Source organism: Streptomyces camelliae, from assembly GCF_027625935.1.
Lineage (GTDB): Bacteria > Actinomycetota > Actinomycetes > Streptomycetales > Streptomycetaceae > Streptomyces > Streptomyces camelliae.
Window position 1 is genome coordinate 8,984,393 of the sequence record NZ_CP115300.1, and the last position, 15,202, is coordinate 8,999,594.

The 15,202-nt window shown below is 70.6% G+C and carries 13 protein-coding genes and 1 pseudogene; 6 read left to right on the forward strand and 8 right to left on the reverse strand.

The genetic code is table 11. The annotated features are described in order from the left end of the window. Positions 1–128 precede the first annotated feature (128 nt). Entirely contained in the window at positions 129–998 is an 870-nt protein-coding gene (locus tag O1G22_RS41260; protein WP_270086007.1) for a LysR family transcriptional regulator, read from the reverse strand. A gap of 170 nt (positions 999–1,168) precedes the next feature. Beyond that, positions 1,169–1,747 carry a Dps family protein gene (locus tag O1G22_RS41265; protein ID WP_270086008.1) on the reverse strand — a complete coding sequence of 193 codons (579 nt, stop codon included), beginning with the start codon at positions 1,745–1,747 and terminating at the stop codon, positions 1,169–1,171. A gap of 238 nt (positions 1,748–1,985) precedes the next feature. Between O1G22_RS41265 and O1G22_RS41270 the strand changes: the two genes are divergently transcribed. Beyond that, the gene (locus tag O1G22_RS41270) at positions 1,986–3,029 is read left to right on the forward strand and encodes an FAD-dependent oxidoreductase (protein WP_270086009.1); all 1,044 of its coding nucleotides are present in this window, start codon (positions 1,986–1,988) and stop codon (positions 3,027–3,029) included. 50 nt (positions 3,030–3,079) lie between these two features. Further along, complete coding sequence (locus O1G22_RS41275; RefSeq protein ID WP_270086010.1) at positions 3,080–4,312, forward strand: low temperature requirement protein A; 1,233 nt, start codon at positions 3,080–3,082, stop codon at positions 4,310–4,312. 15 nt (positions 4,313–4,327) lie between these two features. On the opposite strand, the gene O1G22_RS41280 is transcribed toward O1G22_RS41275, so the two are convergent. Continuing rightward, positions 4,328–5,299, reverse strand: coding sequence for an alpha/beta hydrolase (locus O1G22_RS41280; protein WP_270086011.1), 972 nt, complete (start codon positions 5,297–5,299; stop codon positions 4,328–4,330). A gap of 435 nt (positions 5,300–5,734) precedes the next feature. Here O1G22_RS41280 and O1G22_RS41285 point away from each other — a divergent pair, with 435 nt between their 5' ends. The 4 genes from O1G22_RS41285 (at position 5,735) to O1G22_RS41300 (ending at position 9,724) form a co-directional block, all read left to right on the forward strand. Next, positions 5,735–7,612, forward strand: a complete 1,878-nt coding sequence (locus O1G22_RS41285) for an amidohydrolase (RefSeq protein WP_270086012.1) — start codon at positions 5,735–5,737, stop codon at positions 7,610–7,612. Positions 7,613–7,762: 150 nt separating this feature from the next. Beyond that, positions 7,763–8,425: a hydrolase gene (locus O1G22_RS41290; protein WP_270086013.1), complete on the forward strand. Its 663-nt coding sequence runs from the start codon at positions 7,763–7,765 to the stop codon at positions 8,423–8,425. Positions 8,426–8,481: 56 nt separating this feature from the next. Further along, complete coding sequence (locus O1G22_RS41295) at positions 8,482–9,006, forward strand: DoxX family protein (RefSeq protein WP_270086014.1); 525 nt, start codon at positions 8,482–8,484, stop codon at positions 9,004–9,006. Then, entirely contained in the window at positions 8,987–9,724 is a 738-nt protein-coding gene (locus tag O1G22_RS41300) for a YoaK family protein (protein ID WP_270086015.1), read from the forward strand. The genes O1G22_RS41295 and O1G22_RS41300 overlap by 20 nt, the downstream gene beginning before the upstream one ends. An 86-nt stretch (positions 9,725–9,810) precedes the next feature. Here the strand turns inward: O1G22_RS41300 and O1G22_RS41305 are convergent, their stop codons facing one another. From O1G22_RS41305 to O1G22_RS41325, 5 genes and pseudogenes are all read right to left on the reverse strand, one after another. After that, positions 9,811–11,553 carry a pyruvate dehydrogenase gene (locus O1G22_RS41305; protein ID WP_270086016.1) on the reverse strand — a complete coding sequence of 581 codons (1,743 nt, stop codon included), beginning with the start codon at positions 11,551–11,553 and terminating at the stop codon, positions 9,811–9,813. Positions 11,554–11,679: 126 nt separating this feature from the next. Then, positions 11,680–12,813, reverse strand: coding sequence for an XdhC family protein (locus O1G22_RS41310; RefSeq protein ID WP_270086017.1), 1,134 nt, complete (start codon positions 12,811–12,813; stop codon positions 11,680–11,682). Between the two features lie 77 nt (positions 12,814–12,890). Beyond that, a complete protein-coding gene (locus O1G22_RS41315; RefSeq protein ID WP_270086018.1) occupies positions 12,891–13,496 on the reverse strand; it encodes an amidohydrolase family protein in 606 nt (201 codons plus the stop codon). A 28-nt stretch (positions 13,497–13,524) separates the two neighbouring features. After that, a pseudogene (locus tag O1G22_RS41320) lies at positions 13,525–14,265 on the reverse strand (xanthine dehydrogenase family protein molybdopterin-binding subunit); the annotation flags it as partial. 379 nt (positions 14,266–14,644) lie between these two features. After that, positions 14,645–14,923, reverse strand: a complete 279-nt coding sequence (locus O1G22_RS41325) for an aquaporin (protein WP_270086019.1) — start codon at positions 14,921–14,923, stop codon at positions 14,645–14,647. Positions 14,924–15,202: the final 279 nt, after the last annotated feature.

Below are 15,202 nucleotides of genomic sequence, written 5' to 3' on the forward strand. Positions count from 1 at the left end.
TGGTCATCGGACCGGAGGTGCTGGGTCCCGGGCCGTGCGTTCGCGGGCAGGAGCAGGCATGCCGTCCGGCATGATGCTCGCAGTGACGGCGGGACAGCGGGGGAGACCGAGAGGCGTTCCCGTCGCCGTCAGGTGATGTGCCGCAGCAGCGCGGCGACCGCCGGGGGTGCCTCGCCGGGCGGCCGTACCACCATGATCTTCCAGTTCGGCGCGTGCCGGTCGAACCGGTACTGGGGCAGATCGGGGAAGCGGTCCGCGATCGACTTGGGCATGATGCAGACACCCAGGTCGCCCCGGACCAGTTCGGCCGCCGCGCCGATGTCGTTCACCTCGAACGTCGTGCTGCGGTCGACGCCCGCGGCCCGGAAGGCCCGGTCGACCGCGTAGCGGATGGCCCAGCCGGGTGTGAAGTCCACCAGGGGCAACTGGGCGATGTCGGCGAGTCGGACCTCGCCGTTCGGTGTGGCCCCGGCGAGCACCCGCCGGGGCGCCGCCAGCAGCACCATGTCCTCGCGGGACAGCAGCCGGGTCGCGAGCCCGCGCTGCTGCTGGCGGTCCAGCGCCACCACGGCCAGGTCCACCGTGCCCTCCCGCAGTGCCTGCCGGATGTCTGCGACGGCTGCCTGCCGCAGGTGCACGACCACGCCCGGATGCTCCGCCCGCAGCGCGGCCAGGGCGTGGTGGAGTCCGGCCCACACCCCCTGCATCGTGCCGACCGTCACCCGCCCGCGCAGCTGTCCCCGTACGGCATCGACGGCCTCCCGTGCCAGCGCGGCGGCCCGGAGCGTCGCGCGTGCGGCGGGGACGAACGCCTCGCCGGCCGGGGTGAGGGCGACGCGGTGTGTGGTGCGGTCGAACAAGGGGGTGCCCAGTTCGCGTTCGAGGGCGCGGACCGTGCTGGACACGGCGGACTGGACCACGTGCAGCCGCCGGGCCGCCGCCGTGAAACCGCCTGCGTCGGCCACCGCGACGACGACCTCCATCTGCCGCAGATCCATCATCCGCTCCCGGGCAAGCAGCGCGTCGTCCGACTCCGTCTGGCGCGAAGGCGACGGTCTTCGATCTTCGCTGCATCGTATGCGGACGGCGGCGTGCCCCGCCGGTACTGTCGGCTCATGCCGCTCCAGGCACCTGCTCACCCAGGGAGGGCAGCGGTCGGAGGTGTTGTTCAGGCACGCACCAGCGGTGTGTCGACCAGATGCTCGGCCAGGAACCACGCCTGCCGTTCCCCGGTCCGGATCACTTGGGAGACCAGCAGGTCGATGGTGCCGTCGTCACCGCACTCGGCGGTCCGTGCGGTGGCGTCGTGGGCGTCGATGAGTATGGTCTCGTGGGCCTCCAGCAGCCGGGACAGCATGGCCGGCACCTCCTCCACCCCGTCCGGGGGCCGCGGGATCGACGTGATCTCGGCGACGTGCCGCGGATCTCCCACCGCCACGCCGCCCAGCGACTGGACGCGTTCGGCGATGGTGTCGATGATCTCCAGCTGTTCGCCGGCGTGCTTGTCCAGGACCAGGTGCAACTGGTAGAAGGTGGCGCCGCGCATCAGCCAGTGGTGCTTCTTGTAGAGGCCGTAGAGGATCTGCGTGTTCGCGAGGACCTTGTTCAGGCGCTGGCAGGAGTACATCCGCGCCTCGTAGGACAGGGCGACCGGGAACTGCTTGACGGTCCCGAACTCCTGGATCACCTCGCCCTTCTGGTGCAGCCAGGGCTGGCTGCCGTGGGCGGATGGGGGGTTGGTGGTCATGGTCCGCCTCCTGCGGTGCCGTGTTGTTCGTACTCCGGTGACGCTAGGTGCCTGGCCGAGGCATGGCTTGACCCGCAGTGCATGTGGTGGTGCCCGCCAGCGCACTGGGCCCGGTGCTCGTGCCGGGCGTTCACTCTCGGACAAGCCTCCGAGCGCCGGCGGACTCGGGCGGTTCTTCGGCAGCTCTAGCGTCGGCGGGACAGCCCATGCCCGGAGTGCTGGTGGAACGAGGAGAGGCATGAGTACGAACGAGCAGGCGGACGTGGTGGTCGTCGGGCTGGGGCCTGGCGGCGAGTACGTCGCCGGCACGCCGGCCGAAGCGGGACTGGCGTGGTGGGGGGAGGCGGAACTCGTCGGAGGCGAGTGTCCGTGCTGGGCATGCGTGTCCGGCAAGATGATGATCCGGGCCGGGAACCTGCTCGCCGAGGCAGGCCGGGTTTCCGCCTTCGCCGGTGTGGCGGCTGTGACTCCGGACCGGGCCAGGGTCACCGGGCGCATCCGCGACGCAGCCACCGACAACTGGAACGACAAGGTGGCCGCGGACCGCTTCGAGGCCAAGGGCGGTCGGCTCGTACGAGGGACCGGCCGCCTCGCGGGACCGCGCCGGGTGATGGTCGGCGACCGCACGTTCGAGGCCCGGCGCGGCGTCGTGCTCGTCACCGGTACCCGGCCCCGGATCCCATCGGCGCCGGGTCTGGCGGGAACGCCGTACTGGACCAACCGGGACGCCATGGCGGCCAAGGAACTGCCCGCATCCATGGTCGTACTCGGCGGGGGTGCCATAGGCGTCGAACTCGCCCAGGTCTTCGCCCGCTTCACGTGCGCGGTCACGGTGATCGAGGGGCAGGACCGGCTGCTGAGTGCCGAACGGCTGCTGGAGATCGCCGTCCGGGACATCCTCGGGCAGCCCGGTCCCGACGCCGACTACCGGGCGCTGCCCCGCGTCACGTTCACCGATCCGGAGATCGGGGCCGTGGGACTGACCGAGCGACAGGCGCGAGCGCAGGGACTGTGCGTGCGCACCAGCGTGGTGACCGTCGCTTCCTCCACACGCGGCTGGATCCACGGGCCGGGCAACGAGGGGTTCATCAAGCTGGTCGCGGACGCCGACCGGGGCGTGCTGGTCGGGGCGACCTCGGCGGGGCCGGCGGGCGGGGAGGTGTTGTACGGGCTGAACGTGGCCGTCCATGCGGAGGTACCCGTCGCCCGGCTTCAGCACATGATCTACACCTGTCCCGCCTTCCACCGGACGATCGAGGCGGCCCTGGGAGCCCTCCGCTGAACCGCACCCCGACCCTGCGGGCGGACCCGGGCGCCAAGCTGCGGCGCACCATGATGGGCCGCAACCCCGGCGAGCCGCACCGGTCCGCCACCTCGCTGGAGCTGCTCTTCGACCTGTGCTTCGTGGTCGCGGTGGCGCAGGCCTCCACGAGCCTGCGCGAGGCTCTGACGGAAGGGGACTACACAGGCGGTGGGCTGCGCTTCGCGCTGGTCTTCTTCACCATCTGGTGGGCCTGGATGAACTTCACCTGGTTCGCCTCCGCCTACGACCCGGACGATGTCCCGTACCGGCTGACGGTGCTGGTGCAGATCACTGGATCGCTCGTCCTCGCCGCCGGCGTGCGCCGCGCGTTCGAGGACGGTGATCTGTACGTCATCACGCTCGGGTACGTCGTGCTGCGGACGGCGCTGGCCGCGCTGTGGTTGCGTGCCGCGCTGTCCGATCCCGCCCGGCGGAGCACCACGCTGCGCTTCGCCGTCGGGGTATCGGTCTGCCAGCTCGGCTGGGTGGGGTTGCTCCTCGTCCCTGTGCCGGCGCGGCTGCCCGGCATCGTGGTGATGATCCTGGCCGAGGTGGCCGTTCCCGTGTGCGCGCAGTCCGCCGGGATGACGCCTTGGCATCCGCACCACATCGCCGAGCGCTACGAACTGTTCACCCTCATCGTCCTCGGCGAGTCCGTCGCGGCTGCCACCGTCGCCGTCCGCAGCGCCTTCGACCGGCGTCACGACACCGGTTCGCTGTATGTGCTGGCGGCCGGCGGCCTGCTCATGGCCTACGCCATGTGGTGGCTGTACTTCGCCCGACCCGCACACACGCTGCTCGCCACGACGCACCGATCCCATCGCAGGAGATTCCCCTGGGCCTACGGCCGCTACCTGATCTTCGCATCGGGCGACCGCCGAGGGCGCCGGTCTGGCCGCGTACGCCGATCACGTCACGCGTCGTACCGGGACCTCACCGGCTTCCGCCGGCGCCGCGGTCACCGTTCCGGCGGCCGTTTTCCTGATCACGGTCTGGATGGTGCACCTGCGGCCACACCAACGGAGCGTGGCCGAGCGCATTCTGTTTCCCCTCGCCGCGGCCGGTGTCCTGGCGGCCGCCTGGTCGCCGGCACCCGCGCTCGTCGCCGGTGTGGTGCTGACGAGCCTGGTCGCGGTGGTCACGGTGCCGCGCCGGTGACCGGGGCTGGGCGCCCGGCCCTGACGCATGACGAAAGGGCCGCGCGGACGGACGCCGGAAAGGGAGTCCGTCCGCGCGGCCCCGCGTCGCGCCCCTCGGTGTGAGCGCGGACCGCGCTGTCAGCCGGCGTGCAGCGCGCTGCGCAGGGTGCCGGTGGCCAGCGTGATGGCCGCCTCGGCGGCGTGGGTCTCGCGCAGGGCGTTGAGCATCACGAAGTCGTGGATGATGCCCTGGAAGCGCACCGCGGTGACCGGGACGCCGGCCTCGCGCAGCTTGTTGGCGTAGGCCTCGCCCTCGTCGCGGAGCACGTCGGCCTCACCGGTGATCACCAGGGCCGGAGGCAGCCCGGTGAGCTGCTCGGTGGTGGCGCGCAGGGGGGAGGCGGTGATCTGGGCGCGATCGGCCTCGTCGGTCGTGTACTGGTCCCAGAACCACTGCATGCCGTCGCGGCGCAGGAAGTAGCCGGTGGCGAACTGGTGGTAGGAGCCGGTGTCGAAGTTCGCGTCGGTCACCGGGTAGAACAGCACCTGCTGGACGAGCGGGAGGCCGCCGCGTTCCTTGGCCATCAGGGTCAGCGCAGCGGTCATGTTGCCGCCGACGGAGTCGCCGGCCACCGCCAGCCGGGAGCCGTCGAGGCCCTTGGAAGCGCCCTGCTCGACAACCCACCGCGCGACCGTGTAGTTCTGCTCGATGGCGACCGGGTAGCGGACTTCGGGGGACAGGTCGTACTCGGGGAACACCACGGCGGCGTTCGCGCCGACGGCGAGTTCGCGCACCAGGCGGTCGTGGGTGTGGGCGTTGCCGAACACCCAGCCCGCGCCGTGGATGTAGAGGATCACCGGCAGGGTCCCCTCGGCGCCGGCCGGCTTGACGATGCGGGCCCGGACACTGCCCGTCGGACCGCCGGAGACCGTGATCCACTCCTCGTCGATCTGCGGCTTGGTGATCTCGCCGGACTGCACCTCGTCGACCGCCTTGCGGCCCTCCGCCGGGGGCAGGTCGAAGAGGTAGGGCGGGTTGGCCGTGGCCTCGGCGAACGCGGCTGCGGCCGGCTCCAGGACCGGCTGGACCGGCTCTACGGCGTCGGACATGTATATCTCCCCAGATTCATGTGGCGCGCCGGGCTCGCAGGCGCGGTGAGACGACTTTCGCATCAGACCCGGAGATCTGACGAGTCGTCGTTCGCCACGCTAGGCCGCTCAGGTGACGGCGATTGTCCACGAGTGCACCGGAGTTGTCCTCGGAGCGCACGAACGGGCAGTGCACTGTCGGAACGCATCCAGTGCACTGCCGGGATAAACGGATGCTTTGGCTCGAAATAGCCTGGCGGACAGCAGTCGAGGGGCGTCGGGTCCGAGCCTGTGCATCGCACGGTAACCCGCCCTGGAATGCGGATCGGTTCAGCTCGGGCGAAGTGATCGCGCATGCCCCGGTTCATTCCCGCCTGCGACTGCCACGCACATGGAAGTCGATGCGCTGCATTCGACGTCGTTCATCCCGCAGGAGGTTGTCGAAAGGTGTCCACGATGCCGGTCGGTGGGCTGGTTCCCCGCGCCACCGACAACGCCGCGGACCTGGTCGTCCGCAACGCGAAGATCCACACCTCGGACCCGGTCCGCCCGCAGGCCGAGGCGATCGCCATCCGCGACGGTGTCATCACGGTCGTCGGCGACGACAACGACATCGCCCCCCATGTCGGCCCGGACACGAGGGTGGTCGACGCCTGCGGCCGCCGGATGGTCCCGGGCCTCAACGACGCGCATCTGCACGTCATCCGAGGCGGGCTCAACTACGTACTGGAACTGCGCTGGGACGGTGTCCCCACGCTGCGCCAGGGCCTGACGATGCTGCGTGAGCAGGCAGCCCGTACGCCCAAGGGCCAGTGGGTACGGGTGGTGGGCGGATGGTCGGCCGAGCAGTTCGCCGAGCGGCGGCTGCCGACCGTCGCCGAACTGAACGCCGCCGCACCGGACACCCCGGTGTTCGTCCTGCACCTCTACCATTCGGCGGTGCTCAACCGGGCCGCGCTCAAGGCCGCCGGATTCACCCGGGACACGCCCGATCCCAAGGGCGGCCAGATTGTGCGGGGGCGGGACGGCGAGCCCACGGGCATGCTGCTGGCCGCCCCCAGCGCCCTCATCCTCTACTCGACCCTGGCCAAGGCCCCGGTGCTGGAAGGAGAGGACAGGAAGACCTCCACCCGTCACTTCCTGCGGGAACTGAACAGGTTCGGTCTCACGTCGGCGATCGACGCGGCCGGAGGATTCCAGAATTTCCCCGACAACTACAGCACGGTCACCGAACTGGCGAAGGCCGGACAGCTGTCGCTGCGCATCGCCTATCACCTCTTCCCGCAGACCGCCGGCCAGGAAATCGACGATCTCACCCGCTGGATCGAAATGGCCCGCCCCGAGGACGGGGACGAATGGCTGCGTCTCAACGGGGCGGGCGAGAATCTGACCTGGGCGGCGGCGGATTTCGAGAACTTCGCCGAGCCACGGCCGCACCTCGCCGACTATGAAGCGGAATTCGAGAAGGCCGTACGTCTGCTCATGGAGAACGGCTGGGGTTTTAGGCTGCACGCCACCTATGACGAGACCATCCGCCGGGACCTGGCGGTGTTCGAGAAGCTCGCCGCGGAAGGCCTCTTCCCGGCCGGCAACCGATGGCTGTTCGACCATGCGGAGACCGTCTCCTCGGACAGCCTGGACCGCATCGCCGCCCTCGGTGGCGCCATGTCCGTGCAGAACCGGCTGTCCTTCCAGGGCGAGGCTTTCGTACGCCGCTACGGTCCCGGAGCCGCCGCGGACGCCCCGCCGATCCGGGCCATGCTGGAGCGCGGCCTGACCGTCGGCGCAGGCACCGACGCAACCCGGGTCTCCACCTACAACCCGTGGGTCGCCCTGCACTGGCTGATCACCGGCCGCACCGTGGGGGACCTGGTCGTCCGCCCGCCGCACAATCGGGTCGACCGCCGCACCGCGCTGGCGATGTTCACCGAGGCAGGTGCCGCGCTGACCGGGGAGGAGGGCCTCAAGGGCGTCCTGCGCCCGGGCTTCCTCGGTGACCTGGCGGTCCTGTCCGAGGACTACTTCACTGTGCCGGAGCCGGAGATCGCGCACATCGAGTCGCTGTTGACGGTGGTCGGCGGCCGGATCGTCTACGCCGCCGGCCAGTACGAGGGCTTGGACGAAGAACTGCCGCCGGTCAGCCCCGAGTGGAGCCCGGTGGCGCACTTCGGCGGTTACCAGGCCACGCCCAGAACGGGCCTGTCGGGCGCCCGCCAGGCCGAGCTGCTCGGCCAGGCCGTCGCCGAGTCGGAGCAGCACCGCCAGTGGCGTGCCCGCCGCGGCCTCACCCCCGAGTCCGCGAGCACGTTCTTCGACCCCTGCTTCTCCCTCTGATCCGCAGTTCTCCCTCTGATCTCCCGGGAGGGGCCCGGTCACGAGCCGCCCCTCCCGGGACGCCACCCCAACTCGCGCCGTCCACCGCGCGGTTGCGCTCGACAGCGGACGCCCGTCCGCGATCACCACACCCATGGAAAGGACACTGTCATGGTCAACGTCTCCGAGGTCACCGCGGCCCCCAGCCCCGACCTGCTCACCCCGGACAACTGCGCGGTGCTGTTCATCGACCACCAGCCGCAGATGTTCTTCGGCACCGGCAGCGGTGACCGCACCGCGATCATCAACTCGACCGTGGGCCTGGCGAAGGCCGCCAAGGCGTTCGACGTGCCGGTCGTGCTGAGCACCGTGGCCGCCGAGTCCTTCTCCGGCCCGATCATGCCGCAGCTGCCCGAGGTCTTCCCGGACCAGAAGATCATCGACCGCACCACGATGAACGCCTGGGAGGACGTCAACTTCGTCGAGGCGGTCAAGGCCACCGGCCGTAAGAAGCTGGTCATCGCCGGCCTGTGGACCGAGGTCTGTGTCGTCCTGCCCGTGCTCTCCGCCCTCGCGCAGGGCTACGAGGTCTACGTGGTCACCGACGCGTCCGGCGGCGTCAGCCCGCAGGCCCACGAGCACGCCATCCAGCGCATGGTCCAGGGCGGCGCGGTGCCGGTGACCTGGGTGCAGGTGCTGCTGGAGCTCCAGCGTGACTGGGCCCGCGGTGAGACCTACATGTCGGTCATGGACGTGGTGAAGGAGCACGCCGGCGCCTACGGCCTCGGCGTGGTCTACGCGCAGGCCGTCATCGGGGCCCACGCCGCCGGCTGATCCCCGCACCTTCGCAGAGCAGTCAGGGGCAGAGTGTCAGGAACAGGCAGGAGAAGATGAACGCTGGACTGCTGGTCCTCCGGCTGGTGACGGGACTCCTCATCGCCGGTCACGGAGTTCAGAAGGTGAGCTTCCGGCTAGGAGGCCACGGCTTGGCGGGCGGGACCGAGGAGTTCCGCCACGACGGGTTCCGCGGCGGTCGGCTGACGGCGATCGTCGCGGGAGGCAGCCAGATCGGTGCCGGCCTGTTCCTGGCGGCCGGACTGCTCACGCCTCTGGCCGCGATGGCGGCCATGGGGGTGATGACGGTCGCGGGCACCGTCAAACGGCCCAAGGGCCTGTGGGTGCAGAACGACGGCTACGAGTACCCGCTGGTCCTCGTCGCCGTCTCCGCGGCGCTGGCGCTCACCGGGCCCGGCCGCTGGTCGCTCGACCAGGCGCTGGGCGTCACGCCCTGGCCGCTGTGGGTGGTACTCCCCGCGATTGTGGTCGGCCCGGTGAGCGGACTGCTCACCCGCGTCGTGCTGCACCGTCCGCCCGCCGCAACGGAAAGGAAGCGGTATGCGCAGGCTGCTGAATGACGCGGTACGCACACTTGTACCGCCCAGAGGGGACCGCCACGGCCCGTTGCCTCCCCTGATGCTGACGCTGACGGTGGTCACCGGTCTGGTCGACGCGGTGAGCTATCTGGCGCTCGGGCACGTCTTCGTCGCCAACATGACCGGCAATGTGGTGTTTCTCGGATTCGCGCTGGTGGGCGCCGCGAACCTGTCGGCGCTCGCCTCGGTCGTCGCGCTGGCGGCGTTTCTCGTCGGCGCGCTCGCCGGGGGCAGACTCGGCACCCGGTTCGCGACGCACCGCGGAAACCTGCTGAAGACGGCCACCGCCCTGCAGACGGTGCTGGTCGCCGTCACCGTGGCCGCCGCCGCGGTCACCGACGGACGGGTCACCACCGGTGTCCAGTACACCCTGATCGTGTTCCTCGGGCTCGGCATGGGCTTGCAGAACGCGGTCGCCCGGCGCCTCGGCGTCCCGGACCTCACCACGACGGTACTCACCCTGACCCTGACCGGGCTGGCCGCGGACTCCACCCCCGCCGGCGGCGCGGCGCCGCGGCCCGGCCGCCGGATCCTGTCCGTGCTGGCGATGCTCCTCGGCGCCTTCGTCGGAGCCCAACTGGTTCTCCACGGCCATCTCGTGCTCACCCTGAGCCTGGCCCTGCTGCTCCTCGCCGCAACCTCCGCGACCACCCACCGCCTCTCGGCCGCCGCCCCGGACTGGACCCGGTCACCGTCCTGAGACCGGGACGGCCCGCCCCACGAGGGCGCCTGATGCGTCGGAGCCCCCTGGACCAGGGGGCTCCGACGCATCCGCCATATCCGCGCTCAGGGACGCGGAATGTTGCGCACGTTGGCCCGGGCCAGGTGCACCATGCGGCCGACGCCTCCGGTCAGGACCGTCCGGCTCGCCGACAGCGCGAAGCCGCTGATCTGCTCGGTGGTGATCTTCGGGGGAACGGCCAGCGCGGCGGGATCGGTGACGACGTCGACCAGCGCGGGCCCCTCATGGGTGAAGGCCTCGCGCAGGGCGTCGCGCACCTCGCCGGGCTTCTCCACCCGGATACCGCGCGCCCCGGCCGCCGTGGCGATGGCGGCGTAGTCGGTGTGCGGGTAGGTCGTGGCGTGCGGCGGCAGGCCGTCGACCATCATCTCCAGGTCGACCATGCCCAGGGAGGAGTTGTTGAAGACGACCACCTTCACCGGCAGGCCGTACTGGACGAGGGTCAGGAAGTCGCCCATCAGCATGGAGAACCCGCCGTCGCCGGAGAGGGAGACGACCTGCCGGCCGCGGTCGAGGAACTGGGCGCCGATGGCCTGGGGCAGCGCGTTGGCCATCGACCCGTGCACGAACGAACCGAGGATGCGGCGGCGGCCGTTCGGTGTCAGATAACGCGCCGCCCACACACAGCACATGCCCGTGTCCACGGTGAACACCGCGTCGTCGGCGGCCTCTTCATCGAGGACCGCGGCCACGTACTCGGGGTGGATCGGGGTGTGCTTCCCGACGTTGCGGGTGTAGGCGTTCACGGCGCCTTCGAGGGCGTGCGCGTGCCGCTCCAGCACGCGGTCGAGGAAGCGGCGCGAGGTCTTCTCCCGCACCGCTGGGGTCAGGCACCGCAGGGTCTCGCGTACGTCTCCCCAGACGGCGAAGTCGAGCTGGGTGCGCCGCCCCAGCCGCTCGGGCTGTACGTCGACCTGGACGGTCCGTACATGGCGGGGCAGAAAATCGGTGTACGGGAAGTCCGTGCCGAGGAGCAGCAGCAGGTCGCACTCGTGCATGGCCTCGTACGCGGCACCGTAGCCGAGCAGACCGGACATGCCGACGTCGTACGGGTTGTCGTACTGGATGTGCTCCTTGCCGCGCAGCGCGTGTCCGACCGGCGCCTTGACCTTCTCGGCGAAGGACATCACCTCGGTGTGGGCGCCGGCGACGCCCCGGCCGCAGAACACCATGACGCGCTCGGCGCTGTTCACAAGTTCCGTGAGCCGGGCGATCTCGTGGTCGCTCGGGCGGATGGCGGGCAGGTCCAGGGGCATGGCGAGTTCGGGCGCCGAGTCCGGTGAGTCCTCGGCAGCCGTGTCGCCGGAGAGTGCCACGACCGAGACGCCGCGTCGGCCGACGGCGTGCTGGATCGCCGTCTGCACCACGCGCGGCATCTGACGCGGGGAGGAGATCAGCTCCGAGTAGTGGCTGCACTCGGCGAACAGCCGGTCGGGGTGGGTCTCCTGGAAGTAGCCGGTGCCGATCTCACCGCTGGGTATGTGGGCGGCCAGCGCGAGCACGGGCGCCATCGAGCGGTGGGCGTCGTACAGGCCGTTGATCAGATGCAGGTTGCCCGGCCCGCAGGAGCCCGCGCAGGCGGCCAGCCGCCCGGTGAGCTGGGCCTCCGCACCGGCGGCGAACGCGGCGACCTCCTCGTGGCGGACCTGGACCCACTCCACCCCGTCGTGCCGTCTGACCGCGTCGACGACCGGGTTCAGGCTGTCCCCGACCACGCCGTACATGCGGCGCACACCGGCACGGGCCATGAGGTCGACGTACTGTTCGGCAATGGTCTGCTTGGCCATGGCGCTCCTCGGATTCCGGCTTTGCCGCGGGCGCCGCCGTGCCAGGGCTCAGCGGGCCCGCTTCACACCCGGATCACGTTAGTGAGACGGCAGGGCCGCACTTGTCCGTCCGTGCACACCGTCCGTTCAGGCAGTGCACCGATCCCTGGCCATGGTGTGGCCGACGCGATCCGCACCCGCTGTCGGGTGAATGGGCCCGTCCAGCAAGGAGAGCGAACGGCCACTGCGCACCGCGATGAGTTCCGCCGCGAAGGCCACGGCCGTCTCCTGCGGCGTCGACGCGCCCAGGTCGAGGCCGACGGGCGCGTGCAACCGCGCCATGGCCTCGGGGGACACACCGGCCTCCGCGAGATCGCGGATCCTTCGTGCCTGGGTGCGCCGGGACCCGAGAGCACCCACATAGGCCAGCGGACGGCCGAGCGCCTCGGTGAGAACCGGGATGTCGAACTTCGGGTCGTGCGTCATCACGCACACCACGGTCCTGCGATCGGTCGCCACACCTGCCAGGTACCTGTGGGGCCAGTCGACCACGACCTCGTGGGCGTGCGGGAAGCGTTCGGGCGTGGTGAAGGTGGCGCGGGCGTCGCACACCGTGACGTGGTACCCGAGGAACGCGCCGATCTGGCTCACGGCGGCGGCGTGGGCGTCGGCCCCAAATATCAGCAGCCGCGGCTGCGGGGACCAGGCCTCGAACAGAACCTGGGGCTCGCCGTGCGCGCCGATGTCGTAGGCCCGTACGGCGGTGACGTCCTCGCTGAGCATCAGGCGGGCATCGGCGAGGACGGCGAGGTCCAGATCGGCGCTGCCGGTGCTGCCCAGGTGCCCCTCCTTCCAGACGGCGACGGCACCGCCGGGCTGTCCGTCGAGTCCCGACATCACCCGCGCCACGACGACCGGACGCCTCGCCGCCGCGGCCAGATGGGCGGCGGCGAGGACCCGCGCCAGGTCTTCGTCCACGCCCTGGACGAAGACGTCGATCTCGCCTCCGCACGTCAGGCCAGCCGTCAACGCGTCGTCGTCGGAGTATCCGAAGGACACGAACCGAGGCTGTTTCGAGGCCAGCACCTCACGGGCCAGGTCGTACACGGCGCCTTCGACGCAGCTTCCTGGCACACTGCCGAGGGCTGTGCCGTCGGCTCGGACGCACAGCGCCGCCCCGGGTTTCAGCGGCGCGTTGCCCCGGACGGCGACGACGCCGGCGATGGCGTAGGGGGCTCCGGCGGCCTGCCACTCCAGCAGGTGGGGCGCCAGGTGTCGCATGAGGGTCTCCGATCTGCTGTCGGGTGTGGTCCGGCCGGCGGCCGAACAAGCGGGTCAGCGCGACACGTCGGCGGGTTTCAGCCCGAGGAACCGGCGGCCGTTCGCCTCCGGCGTCGCGGCGTCGATCCCATGGCCGAGCGGGAATCCGACCGGGTCGGGCTGCGCCATGTCGAAGGGGTAGTACTGCCGCAGACGATCCGGTCGGGCGAGGCGTGGATGCGCAGTAGCCTCAGGACCTCCGGATCGTGGGTGATCGTGTCGAAGTGGAGGAGGGTGAAGGACTCCGCGGGGGGACGGGCGGTTCCCCGGTGAACGTCGTCGCGGGAGCGCCAGCCGTGGCCCCACCGTCCCAGCAGGGAGGGTGCACCGCCTCCGCCGTGGCCGAAGCAGATCCGCAGGTCCGGGAGTTCTTCGAGGACGCCGCCCAGGATGACGGCGGCCACGGCGGTCGTGGTCTCCACCGGATTGCCGATGAGGTTGACCAGGTAGTGGTGGTCCCGTTCGGGGCGCGGCAGTTGCATCGGGTGGACCAGGACGGACAGGCCCAGTTCGGCGGCGACGCCGAGGACCTCCCGTGGCACGCCACGGTCGTAGGACCGGCTGTCGACCACGGGTGGGACGGCGACGCCTGCGATGCCTTCCGCGGCGGCGAGCCGGGTCAGCTCCCGCCGGGCGGCGACCACGTCGTCCGACCACGAACTCCGGGAACACCGCGCTCTTCGACCCGAAGGCGCCTCCGGTGTCCGGGACGACGACGCGGATCCGGTCGGTGGACCAGCCGAGCAGCGCGGCCAGTTCACGGCGAAGCCGGTGCGGCATCTGGTGCCCCGACCACACCGTCAGCCGGTCCCCGTCGGGTACGGCGAGGATCGTGCGGCATTCCATGGGGCTCGGCATCAACAGGTTCTGGCGGTCCGTGGCCTCGACGACGGCTGCGGCGTCCTGCCAGACCGACGGATCGATGGGCTCTCCGGCCTCGCCCCGCAACGCGATGTTGCTCAGCCCGTCGAACAGCCGGACCGAGTCGTCCAGCGCCGCGGACGGAGTCACCACCGCGGGCAGCGGATCGATGGTCGCGGTGACCTCGGCGACCCCGTCCTCGGTCCGGTACCGGTCCTCCCCGAGGACGACCGCCAGCGCCTCTCCCGGACAGCGCACCCGGCCCTTCACGAGCGCCGGCCACTCCCGGCCCGCGACGGCTTCCTCCGCGGAGAGCCTGGCCAGCAGGGTGTACGGAACCGCAGGGAGGCCCGGCAGATCCGCGGCCGACCAGGCGCCCACGACACCGGGCGCGTCACGGGACGCCGTACAGTTCACGGCCCGCAGCAGGCCATGAGCGACCTTGCTTCTCACGAATGCGGCATCGAGACACCCTGGTACGTCGATATCGGCGACGTACCGTCCTTTCCCGGTGAGCAGCCGCTCATCCTCGCGCCTCGCCCATTGCGTCATAACAGACCTCGTGCGAGTCCTTGCGGGAACCAGTCATGGAGTCATTGTCGAGATCTATGCCGCAGTGCCGCTTGATTCCGTTGAGTTCGGCGGTTCGGGCGCGTGGTGACTCTGGCGTTCCGCCTCCGTATAACCGCCCCATACGCCAAACGGAGCTGTCCATGCCGCGGCACGCGGCGTCGGCTTGCCACTTCCATATGTCAAGAATGGGTTTGGTCCGGACCTTCACGAAAACCTCCGCTCGATGTTCCCCTTCGTCGTTCATTTCGCGGCCCTATCCGTAAGGTAGCGATGTCTGAAAGCGGTGCTTGCTGTCCGCTGCACCAAGGGATGTCTCTCAGTGCACCGTCCGTCCCTTGAGGCTGAATTCGGGAAGGCCTCACGCCTGCTCGTGGAAAGCGGCGGAGCCGTCGGCGTGGGTGCCGCAGAGCCGGTGGGTGAGGACGGCGTGACGGCGGTGCGCCCTGTTCAGGACGGCGGCCGCGATCGCGGAGTCCACCACGGGGGCCTGTGGGTAGACCCACAGGAAACCGAACTGTCCGGAGACCACAGTCGGCCCGAACTGGCGTGCCGGGCTTTCCGATCCTCCGGTGGTGGCGCCCTGCAGGGCGATCGCCGCGCAGATCAGGAAGCCGGCCGGCCAGGGAACCAGCGGCACCAGGTTCGGGGACTGAAGGAAGAGCCCGACGAGGTAGATGATGCCCCCATGCCGGCGGCCTCGGCCGGGTACAGCCCGCCGGCGGACCAGCCGACGCCGGGCTGCAACGCGGCGTCCACCACCGGCGGCCTGCCGACCGCCGGTCCCCACAGCGCGCGGGCGGTGAGGACCCCGAGTACGGACACGACGAGCTGAGCGGTGATGTACGGGAGAAACGACGCACCCGAGCGTTCCCTGTGAGCGACACGGAACGGATCAGCACGGTAGGGCGCACCTTCG